The organism is Methylobacterium trifolii, assembly GCF_022179685.1.
Lineage (GTDB): Bacteria > Pseudomonadota > Alphaproteobacteria > Rhizobiales > Beijerinckiaceae > Methylobacterium > Methylobacterium trifolii.
The window spans coordinates 1-9,243 of the sequence record NZ_BPRB01000335.1; the positions used below are offsets into that span (position 1 = coordinate 1).

The 9,243-nt window shown below is 64.0% G+C and carries 12 protein-coding genes and 1 pseudogene; 7 read left to right on the forward strand and 6 right to left on the reverse strand.

Going from position 1 to position 9,243, the window contains the following annotated elements:
- Nucleotides 1–160 precede the first annotated feature (160 nt).
- Complete coding sequence (locus tag COGEMETH_RS23725) at nt 161–532, forward strand: hypothetical protein (protein ID WP_238185144.1); 372 nt, start codon at nt 161–163, stop codon at nt 530–532.
- Entirely contained in the window at nt 486–1,943 is a 1,458-nt protein-coding gene (terL, locus tag COGEMETH_RS23730; protein ID WP_238185145.1) for a phage terminase large subunit, read from the forward strand. Before COGEMETH_RS23725 ends, terL begins: the two co-directional genes overlap by 47 nt.
- A gap of 487 nt (nt 1,944–2,430) precedes the next feature.
- Here terL and COGEMETH_RS23735 read toward each other — a convergent pair whose 3' ends face one another.
- Complete coding sequence (locus tag COGEMETH_RS23735; RefSeq protein WP_238185146.1) at nt 2,431–2,664, reverse strand: hypothetical protein; 234 nt, start codon at nt 2,662–2,664, stop codon at nt 2,431–2,433.
- A gap of 189 nt (nt 2,665–2,853) precedes the next feature.
- On the opposite strand from COGEMETH_RS23735, the gene COGEMETH_RS23740 reads away from it, so the two are divergent.
- Nucleotides 2,854–3,057 (forward strand): hypothetical protein, encoded by a 204-nt coding sequence (locus tag COGEMETH_RS23740; protein WP_238185147.1) that lies wholly within the window; start codon nt 2,854–2,856, stop codon nt 3,055–3,057.
- Between the two features lie 14 nt (nt 3,058–3,071).
- Here COGEMETH_RS23740 and COGEMETH_RS23745 read toward each other — a convergent pair whose 3' ends face one another.
- Complete coding sequence (locus COGEMETH_RS23745) at nt 3,072–3,773, reverse strand: GAF domain-containing protein (protein WP_238185148.1); 702 nt, start codon at nt 3,771–3,773, stop codon at nt 3,072–3,074.
- Between the two features lie 658 nt (nt 3,774–4,431).
- Here COGEMETH_RS23745 and COGEMETH_RS23750 point away from each other — a divergent pair.
- On the forward strand, nt 4,432–4,995 hold the full coding sequence (locus tag COGEMETH_RS23750) for a PAS domain-containing protein (RefSeq protein ID WP_238185149.1): 564 nt from the start codon (nt 4,432–4,434) through the stop codon (nt 4,993–4,995).
- Between the two features lie 41 nt (nt 4,996–5,036).
- On the opposite strand, the gene COGEMETH_RS23755 is transcribed toward COGEMETH_RS23750, so the two are convergent.
- Together COGEMETH_RS23755 and COGEMETH_RS23760 are read right to left on the reverse strand one after the other, a co-directional pair.
- Nucleotides 5,037–5,306 carry a hypothetical protein gene (locus COGEMETH_RS23755; protein ID WP_238185150.1) on the reverse strand — a complete coding sequence of 90 codons (270 nt, stop codon included), beginning with the start codon at nt 5,304–5,306 and terminating at the stop codon, nt 5,037–5,039.
- A 133-nt stretch (nt 5,307–5,439) separates the two neighbouring features.
- Nucleotides 5,440–6,075, reverse strand: a complete 636-nt coding sequence (locus COGEMETH_RS23760; protein ID WP_238185151.1) for a hypothetical protein — start codon at nt 6,073–6,075, stop codon at nt 5,440–5,442.
- Nucleotides 6,076–6,315: 240 nt separating this feature from the next.
- Here COGEMETH_RS23760 and COGEMETH_RS23765 point away from each other — a divergent pair, with 240 nt between their 5' ends.
- The 3 genes from COGEMETH_RS23765 to COGEMETH_RS23775 all read left to right on the forward strand — a co-directional run bounded on the left by COGEMETH_RS23765 (nt 6,316) and on the right by COGEMETH_RS23775 (nt 7,422).
- Nucleotides 6,316–6,582 (forward strand): hypothetical protein, encoded by a 267-nt coding sequence (locus tag COGEMETH_RS23765; protein WP_238185152.1) that lies wholly within the window; start codon nt 6,316–6,318, stop codon nt 6,580–6,582.
- Between the two features lie 181 nt (nt 6,583–6,763).
- Entirely contained in the window at nt 6,764–7,024 is a 261-nt protein-coding gene (locus tag COGEMETH_RS23770; RefSeq protein WP_238185153.1) for a hypothetical protein, read from the forward strand.
- A 56-nt stretch (nt 7,025–7,080) separates the two neighbouring features.
- Nucleotides 7,081–7,422, forward strand: coding sequence for a hypothetical protein (locus COGEMETH_RS23775; protein ID WP_238185154.1), 342 nt, complete (start codon nt 7,081–7,083; stop codon nt 7,420–7,422).
- Nucleotides 7,423–7,627: 205 nt separating this feature from the next.
- Here COGEMETH_RS23775 and istB read toward each other — a convergent pair whose 3' ends face one another.
- A complete protein-coding gene (istB, locus tag COGEMETH_RS23780) occupies nt 7,628–8,362 on the reverse strand; it encodes an IS21-like element helper ATPase IstB (protein ID WP_283215045.1) in 735 nt (244 codons plus the stop codon).
- A pseudogene (locus COGEMETH_RS23785) lies at nt 8,359–9,231 on the reverse strand (Mu transposase domain-containing protein); the annotation flags it as partial. The gene istB and the pseudogene COGEMETH_RS23785, both read right to left, overlap by 4 nt.
- Nucleotides 9,232–9,243: the final 12 nt, after the last annotated feature.

Consider the following 9,243-nt stretch of genomic DNA (forward strand, 5'->3'; position numbering starts at 1 on the left):
GCGATGACCCGACGCGAGCAAGCCGCCGTAGACGCCCTTCATAGCCTCGCCGATGGCGCAAAGGCGCTGACGCGGTCCGACCCCGAACCTGCTGTTCTGCCCGCTGTTCTGAGCGCAAAATAGCTGATGCTATATTTTCTCACAGTTTGTTGAGCTGACCATGCCGAACTCCCCTCCTGGCAAGCCCTTCCTACCTGGCACCACCGGCAACCCCGGCGGACGCCCCCGCCTGCCTGACGACGTCAAGGCGCTCGCCCGCGGCTACACGCGCGAGGCGATCGAGACCCTGGCGGCCGTCATGCAGAACGACAATGCCCCGGCCGCTGCCCGCGTCACGGCGGCCTCGACCCTCCTCGACCGAGCCTGGGGCAAGCCGACCCAGCACGTCACCGTCGACCCCGTGGAGAACCTGTCCGATGCCGAGCTCCGAGCCGAACTCGCCGCCGCTGCCGCAGAGCTTCGACGTTTCGGCATCGATCGAGAGGGTGAAGCGCCTGCGCGAGGAGGCCCAGCGCCGTCGACAGCGCACTGAAATCCGCGATTCGATGGTCGCGTGGTCGGTCGCGGCCGGCTTCAACCCGGCCCCGCACCACGAACGCCTGATCGCCGAACTGGAGCTTCTGGAGAGCGACGAGGGGCCGGACACCCTGCTGGTGTTCATGCCCCCAGGCTCGGCCAAGAGCACCTACGTGAACAACCTGTTCCCGGCCTGGTTCATCGCCCGCAACCCGGACCGGAACGTCATCACGGCCTCGCACGGCGCCGAACTCGCCGAACGCTGGGGCCGCAAGACGCGCAACCTCGTGATCGCCCACCGGCGCGAACTCGGGGTCGACCTGTCCGACGACAGCGCCGCCGCGTACCGCTGGGCGACCACTGCCGGCGGTGAATACTACGCCGTCGGCGTCGGCGTCGGCATCGCCGGCTTTCGAGCGGATCTGGGCATCATCGACGATCCGTTCGGCAGCCGTGAGGACGCCGAGAGCCGGCGCGCTCGGGACCGGGTCTGGGACTGGTATTCCGACGACTTCTCCACCCGCCTCAAGCCGGGGTCTAAGCGCGTCATTATGCACACCCGCTGGCACGACGACGACCTCGCCGGCCGCATCGTCCGCCAGCTCGACGCGATCCGCCGTCCCTACCGCATCCTGTCCCTGCCGGCGGAAGCCGGCTTGAACGACCCCCTCGGCCGCCGGCCCGGCGAGATGCTCTGGGATGACGACGCCTACGGCTACGGCGCCCAGCTTCGCCAGCGGAAGGAGGAGTGCGACGCCCGCACCTGGGCAAGCCTCTACCAGCAAAACCCGGTCCCGGACGGCGGCAGCTACTTCGAACGGACTTGGCTCACGCCCGTGGCGACGGTCCCCCCGCGCGAGACCCTGAGCGTCTACGGCGCGTCCGACTATGCCGTGACCCGCGATGGTGGCGACTACACCGTGCACATCGTCGTCGGCGTCGATCCGGCGGGCAACATGTACGTGCTCGACCTCTGGCGCCGGCAGGCCGACAGCGCCGAGTGGATCGCCGCCTGGTGCGACCTCGTGAAGAAGTGGAAGCCGTTCGAGTGGGCCGAGGAGACCGGCCAGATCAAGGCCGCGCTCGGCCCTTTCATCGAATCGGCGGCCCGCACAGCGCAGGCCTACACCCGCCGCCGACAGTTCCCGACGCGGGGAGACAAGGCGGTGCGCGCGCAGTCAATTCGCGCCCGCATGTCGATGCGCAGCCTGTTCATCCCGCAGGACGCCCCGTGGCGCGTCGATTTCGAGGCGGAGCTGCTGCGCTTCCCCGCTGGCGTCCACGACGACCAGGCGGACGCCCTCGGCCTTATCGGACAGCTCCTTGACACCGTGCGACCGGGCCACGCGGTGAAGCCGCCGGCCCCGAAGCCCGAGACCGGCGGGTATCGGCCCGTGCAATTCAGCGAGCGATCGTGGAGGGTATGAATAGAGCCCGGCCACATCTACGGTCATGGATGGGTCGACCTATAGGCGAAACCAGTACCCCGTTAATTGCCTTAGACATCATGTCGGGCAGCGTGATCTCTTGGACGATGGCGCCGGTCTTGAGTGTCTTCCACGCCGTGGGCTGGGCACGCACGAGGATGCCACGTCGACCGTCTGGCTGTCTTTTGACCCAGCGCGGCTGTGCGGGAGCCGCTCCGGTCTACGCCGCGCCCTCCACGGCCGCGAGCGGTGCGGCCGCGAAATCCTCCCTCGCCTTAGGCGCGAGCCTCGATCCACGGTTCGCCAGCGACGGCTTCTTGCTCAACGGCGTGCCCCCTACCACGATAGCGGCGTATCGTGCCCCATCAATGCGAGGGTGGCTCAAACCAAATCGGAGGCATGTGATTCGCGCGCGTTCGCGCCGACGATCTGCCGGTGTCGAGATTGTGCCACAGGCTGTGCGCCGCGCTGGGCTACCGGCCGGGCATCAAGACGAAACAGGCCGTTTCGTGATCTCGTGCACTTCATCCTCTCGCCATGCGATCCGAAGACTGAGATCCTCCATGGCGACGTCCAGCAGCGCCTTCCAGTCGTCCTCGTAGTCAGGGGCGCGCTCCTGCAGCGCCTGGTGGATTTGGGCGATGACCTGATGGTCCGGAGATTCGTTTCTGGCCCAATAGGCGTCCAGCGCGTTCATGGCTTGGTTAGCTGCCTCGATCACCGTTACGCTCCACAAAAACCCGCTGTGGTTGCCCACTACCATGGCCGGTCAGAGGACGCGCTCGGCCTTCCGCGAGCAGCGCACGGTTTTTGCGGGTGTAGAGCGATGACTGCCGGTGCAATCAGTCTGGAGGCCGGCCTATGGGCTGCCAGGATCGTCGAACGATACGCGCCTCGGGCGCGGCCGGCGATGAGCGAGGAAGCGCGCGCCATCCTGACAGAGCACCTGGAGCAGCGCCTTCGCACGACCGTGCACCTTGAGCCGATCGGCGACTGGCCCGAGCGCGCCAACGGTGCGCTGGACGAGTGGGAGGAGGAGTCGCGGCGCCAGGGCCCTCGCGTGGAGAGCTTTGACGCGCAGACCCGCACTGTGCGGATGGCTCTGATAGAATGAAATGAAATTTATTTTCAGTTCACAGATGGTTTATGCGATTTTTTCATACGTGCGATACGCTGGGCGACATGCGTAAGGCCGCTGTATAGTAATTTTTCGAGAAATTGATCTTTAACAACTTTATTGGTTTCATATGCCAAAATCAAAGCGTCGGCAATATTCTCTATTGGCTGGCCTGTCGAATGACTGCTCAATTCGGCTTCGGTTTGTGCTGCAAGGAAGCGCCGAACTTGTAGAAGAATCGTGGCTTGCCGTCCAAGCGCTTCGAGAGCCTCGATTTGAGCAGGCGCTAGACCGTCCGGATGCGGCCGAGTGTCGAGAACGCATAAAGTCCCTACACCCAAATGCGAGTCTAGCCTAAGAGAAACCCCAGCATAAAAGCGAAGCGATGCCTCTCCAGTCACCAAAATGTTGTTGCGTGTACGCTCATCATGCGTCAAATCATTGATAATTAGCGCGCTTGCCTCATTGAGCGCATGGGCACAAACCGATTGTTCGACCGGAGTTTCTCGAACGTTGCTTCCTACAAATGCTTTAAACCATTGACGGTCTTCACTGACCAAGCAAACATTAGCGACTGGTGTGCCGCATACCAACCGGGCAATCTCAGCAAGATCATCGTACGACTGCTCCGGCTCAGTATCAAGAATATTGAGAGATCTGAGTTCTCGAATGCGGTTCGAGTTGAGGATGATAGGCCAAGGGACGTCGTCCATTTGATAGCGCGCTTCTGCGAGAGCCAACGGGGCAATCTAATTCATGTGGCCCAACTTCTGGTTGATGCCAAGGGGCATAAACGTCGAATGTTAATCCGCTGGTTGCATTGCGGAGTGGGCGCTGACCGACGCAACAAGGTTGCTTATGCAACTTTTGGTTATGATGGAATGAGCCCGAAATGGCCTCATTCGCGCCTATGGTGGTGAGGAATCGGCGAGCCAAGGATCATCCGAGGGTTGCATCCTGCCGAGACGATGTGCTTCACCCCCGCCGACACCACCGCTAGCGAATTTCTCCTCTTCGAGGATTGACCATGGAAGATCCCTCCAATTCCGCCAATGCCACGATGCGGAGGATCGCCCAAGTTCTCGAAATTCCAGCGGAGCGCTTGTTTTCTCTCGATGAGCCTCCGGGTCATCTCGGTGAGACAAGCGAATGCCTGCGGCTCTGGTTGGCCATCAGGACTCCGGACGGCCGTCGCCGTGCGCTTGAAAGCCTACGCTGGCTGGCCAACGACGAGACAACGTAGCAGCCTTGCCTCTGCACCTGCTGTACGGTTACGTACCACCTCAAATTGTGTGGAACTGGGCGGTTTTCAGCGCCTTTCACCGTTTCGTTTGCGGTCATAGACCATTGTCTTCAGTGTCGGAGGTTGCCGTGAACCCCAGTTTCCAATCTGCGCTCGGCGCATCCGGATACGTCGGCATGTGGGAGACCGATCTGAACACTCAGATCGTTGAACTCTCAGGGACGTTACCTGTTCTCCTCAAGATCGATGCGGAGCGGGCGAATGAAGGCGTCTCGGTATTGGAGTTCCTGGACGGTATCCATGCTGAAGACCGCGACCGTGTTGCTGATTTGGTGCACAAGGCGCATCAGTCAGCCGGTCGGTTTGAGGCAGAGTTCCGAACCGTGGGGGTCAGTGGTCAGACTCACTGGATCAGCGCACGTGGTCAAGTTGAAACGGATCTGAGAGGGCGTGGATTGCGCTGCCTTGGGGTTGCTTTGGACATCAGTGACACTCGGCGCACCGGGGGCTCGCCTGAACACAATACTGCCGAGGTTCAGGAGAAACTAGTGGACGCTCTTATTGCCGTGCGTCCACTAGCTGAAAAGCTCGACTCACCCATCGTAAAGACATTGTTAGATCTCATGTTGTTCGAACTTGGCAAGCAAATCTTGAATCAGCAAAGACCGGGCGCATTCATCGAAAGACATTGAGGCGCCGCCGGACCACTTACAGTCTTCCGTCGCTCGCAAGCCTACGCCCGCCGCCGCGCGGCCCGCTCCTGCTCGAACCGCTGCCGCCGCCTGATGGCGTCCATCCGGCCGGGCTGGCTCATCAGCATCCTGTCCGCCTCGGTCTGGGCGGCACGCTGGACAAGCTCCTCGTCGATCCGGCGAGCCATGAGGTCGGGCCGGCCCTCTATGCCCCAGTGCTCCTTCTCGGCAAAGTGCCGGCCGGCCACGTCGTGGCGCACGAGGACCGGGCGCAGCCTCGCCTCGTCAATGCTGACGTGCCTGTCCGGCATAGGCGTCGCGGTTTCCCGGAACCGCGCGATGACACTGACCTTCGGGAAGCGCTGAAGGTTCGATATGCGACCTCGGGAAGGTCGGAGCGGCGGGCCGGTCCGTCTCGCCGGCGACCTGGTAGTCCCTGCCGGCTTAATCGAGGGCATCGTTGCGGGCAGCGTGCTGCGGGGCCACGGCTGCGACGGCGCGCTCGGCCGCCGTGACATAGCCCTTGCTGGCCGCTTCGTCCCAGCGGGCGCCGACGGAACGGATCATCGCCTCGCGGTCGGCCTCGTTCGTGGCCTGGGCCACGGCGTGGACGCCGGCATCCTCGGCCCTGCGGATGTCCGCCACTTCGAGATCCCCCGCCTGCCTGTCTGCAAGACCCTTCACCGTCGCTAGGCCGTTGGCGAGCGAGCCGGCTCTGTCCATCATCCAGAGGTCGTGGGCGCGATCATCCTTGATGTTGGCAGCGGCCTCCTTGAGCAGGCACTGCGATTCCGCCTCGTAGGTCGGGCCGTACGGGGCGTCCCGCTGCTTCGAGAGCAGATCGATGTGGTCCGGGATGAAGGCCACGTCCGCACGTGCCTTGCCGTAGACCTCCTCGTCCTTCCGCTCCTTTATTATGCCCAGCCCGAGCCCGAGGCTGGCGCCGCCGATCTTCTCGATGCCGTCGGCGATAGCAGCGTCGCCTCGTGCCAGGGGCGAAAGGTCATAGGCGGCGATCCCGCGCTGCGAAGCGAGTGAGCCGGCCTGGCCGAGGTCTTCGGCGGTGTGGAGGCGCAGCATGCAATTCGTCCAGGCGGGCAAAGACCGTGGCAACTTGCGAACCTAGAGCGATATGGTGCTAACGCACTACGCTAAATCGACTTTGTAGGACTCAAACATCCGCGGCCCGCGTGTCGGGGCTGTTGATCCGACGACACCCTTGGTAGGTCTGGACCTGGCGGCGTGTTGACCAGCAGCCTTGAGCCAGGGCTACGCCCTCCGTCTCGGATCCCCTGAAGGCGCGAACCAGCGGAGGCGGCGGTGGACGACGAGGACTGCGACTTCGAGCACTCTCCCCTGTCGGGCTGGTTCACTCGCAACGGCGTAACGTTCGAGGTGGAGATTTATCGGCGCGCGGGCACGCAGGATCCCTGGAGGCTGGAGATCGTCTATCAAAGCTTCGGATGCATCGCGTGGACCGAGCGCTTTGCCACGGATCAGGAGGCCTACCGCGCCGTCAGCGAGGCAGTCGATGGGGGCAGGGTCAGCTTGCTGGCCGAGGCTCAAGCGAGGGGCAATCTGACGTGAGGATGTCGATCGCTGTCTTGGTAGCGCTGCTTGCCTTCAGTCCAGGGAAAGTTCTCGCACAGGCTTCGGCGTGCCCACCCGGCTACAAGTTGGCAGCGGGTGCTTGCGTCCGGACCTGTCCCGGTGGTTTTGAGGACACGGGGAGCGAATGCGTCTTCCGGAGCATGTCGAGGTAGCAGTGATGGCCAGCGTCGCGGAGCGCGAGCTTGAACACTCCCCGCTATCAGGTCGGATCACCCTCGATGGTGTGACGGTCGAGGTTCACATCTGCCGGTTCGCAGGCACTGACGACGAGTGGACGTTGGAGGTCGTCGATCACGAGGGGGGACATACCGTATGGGATACGACCTTCGCCGATGACCAGGATGCCTATGAGGCGTTTGAGCTTGCCGTTGCGGAGAACGGCATCCGTTCGTTCGCTGATGAGCCAGCTCTTCACTGATTACTCATGGGTAACTGCTATATTCGCTATCGAGAGGCATTTTCGAGGGCGAACTTATGAGTGAGACGAATCCTGCCCCCCAGGCCGCAAAACTGACTCAGGTCGCAGACCTGGGCGCGGCGCTCTCCGACCGCATTCTCAACGCGCGGATCGCCGGGCGCCAGATCTTACCGGAGCAGATCACCGCGCTCGCAGGCGCCGCGCAGCTGCTGCAGGATCATGCGGTCCCCTGGCCACCGCTGATGGAGCAGGTGCTACACGAGTTCGCCGACGGTGACGATGATCAAGCAGCTCCGGAGGCCGCCAAGTCGGCGCCAGAGGGGAATGGTGCCGTCACCAGCCTGTCTCGCTTCCTCGGTGCCTTCCGGCGTGAAAAGGGGATACAGCCGGAGGCGTAGGCCTGAACGACAGCGACCTACAAGGCGTCTCCGCTCTTGCAAAGCGATGCTGTCAAACAGCGTTGAACATTGACCCTGGATCGGCGTCGAACTTTGACCCCCTGGATGGGTATGGCGGGACGCCCCTGATCAGCCCGGCGAAGCGGGTCGGGGTGGCGCAGCCGGGCTGATCAGGGGTCCAGCAGGCGGGACGTGTGCGCCGGCCTCAGGCGCGGTTCTTGAAGCGCCAACTTTCGTTGCCGGTCTCGACGATCTCGCAATGGTGGGTGAGCCGGTCGAGCAGCGCCGTGGTCATTTTGGCATCGCCGGCGAACACGCTCGGCCATTCCCCGAAGGCGAGGTTGGTGGTGACCACGATCGAGGTGGTCTCGTAGAGCTTGCTGATCAGGTGGAACAGGAGCTGGCCGCCCGACTGCGCGAAGGGCAGGTAGCCGAGTTCGTCGAGCACCACGAGATCGAGCCGGGCGAGATGGTCGGCGATGCGCCCCTGCCGGCCGGCGCGCGCCTCGGCTTCGAGCCGGTTGACGAGATCGACCACGTTGTAGAAGCGGCCCCGTGCGCCGTCTCGGATGCAGGCCCGCGCGATGGCGATGGCGAGGTGGGTCTTGCCGGTGCCGGTGCCGCCCACGAGCACGACGTTGCGCTGATGCGCCAGGAACTCGCCGCCGGCGAGATCACGCACCAGCCCCTCGTTGATCGGAGTGCCGTCGAAGGCGAACTCGGCGATGTCCTTGGCCAGGGGCAGCTTGGCGATCGTCATCTGGTAGCGGATCGAGCGTGCCTGCTTCTCGGAGATCTCGGCCTGGAGCAGGTCGCCGACGATCTGCTGCGGCTCGTGGGTGCGCTTGACCGCGATCTTGATGATCTCGTCGTAGGCGGCCTTCATCCCGAAGAGCTTGAGCTCGCCCATGGTGGCGAGGATGTGCTGGCGTTCCATCATAGGGCTCTCCTCAGGCTGTCGTAGCGGGCGCAATCGGCGACCGGCTCGTGGCGCAGCCGCAGGCTCTCGGGCGTCAGGATGGTGACGGGCGTGGTCGGCTCGCGCTGCCGGGCGAGGATGTTGAGGACGACGTCGGCCGAGTGGACGCCCTCGCGCAGGGCCTCGGCACAGGCCGCCTCGACGGCCGGCAACCCGTCGGCGAGCACGGCGGTGAGGATCTCCACCATCTGCCGGTCACCCCCGGCACTGCCGGCGAGCTTGCGTCGGACCCGGTCGAGGGCGGCGGGCAGCACCCAGTCCTTGAACGGTGCGCCGTTCCGGAGCGCGCCGGGTTTGCGGGCCAGCACGGGGACGTAGTGCCAGGGATCGAACACGGTCTGATCCCGGCCGAAGGCGCGCTCGTGCTCGGCGACGATGCGCCCGTCCTGCCGGATCTCGACGCGCCCGGCGTAGGCCCGCACCTCGACCGGCCGACCGATGGCCGAGGCGGCGACCGAGTAGCGATTGTTGTCGAAGCGCACGAGGCAGGTCGTGGACACCGAAGCGGTGATGGCGTGGAATCCGTCGAAGCGACCGGCGTAGGGAACGAGGGCTTCCCGCTCGGCCTCGAACCGCTCCCAGACGGTGTGTTCGCGCTCCTCGGGATGAGGATGCGCCTTGGCGTAGGCGATCACCCCATCGAGCAGGAGCGCGTTCAGCTCCTCGTAGCTCTTCACCCGGACGCGCGGGGTGAAGAAGCGCTCGCGCACCAGCCCGACCTGGTTCTCGACCTGCCCCTTCTCCCAGCCCGAGGCCGGCGTGCAGGCGACCGGATCGACGAGGTAGTGCGAGCACATCTGCAGGAAACGGCGGTTGTAGGCGCGTGTCCGTCGTCAGATGAT

Excerpts from the sequence above, each read along its gene's own strand:
- COGEMETH_RS23725 (WP_238185144.1), top strand. The coding sequence starts at position 161 with ATGCCGAACTCCCCTCCTGGCAAGCCCTTCCTACCTGGCACCACCGGC.
- COGEMETH_RS23740 (WP_238185147.1), top strand. The coding sequence starts at position 2,854 with ATGAGCGAGGAAGCGCGCGCCATCCTGACAGAGCACCTGGAGCAGCGC.
- COGEMETH_RS23745 (WP_238185148.1), bottom strand. The coding sequence starts at position 3,773 with ATGGACGACGTCCCTTGGCCTATCATCCTCAACTCGAACCGCATTCGA.
- COGEMETH_RS23755 (WP_238185150.1), bottom strand. The coding sequence starts at position 5,306 with ATGCCGGACAGGCACGTCAGCATTGACGAGGCGAGGCTGCGCCCGGTC.
- COGEMETH_RS23760 (WP_238185151.1), bottom strand. The coding sequence starts at position 6,075 with ATGCTGCGCCTCCACACCGCCGAAGACCTCGGCCAGGCCGGCTCACTC.
- COGEMETH_RS23770 (WP_238185153.1), top strand. The coding sequence starts at position 6,764 with ATGGCCAGCGTCGCGGAGCGCGAGCTTGAACACTCCCCGCTATCAGGT.
- COGEMETH_RS23775 (WP_238185154.1), top strand. The coding sequence starts at position 7,081 with ATGAGTGAGACGAATCCTGCCCCCCAGGCCGCAAAACTGACTCAGGTC.
- istB (WP_283215045.1), bottom strand. The coding sequence starts at position 8,362 with ATGATGGAACGCCAGCACATCCTCGCCACCATGGGCGAGCTCAAGCTC.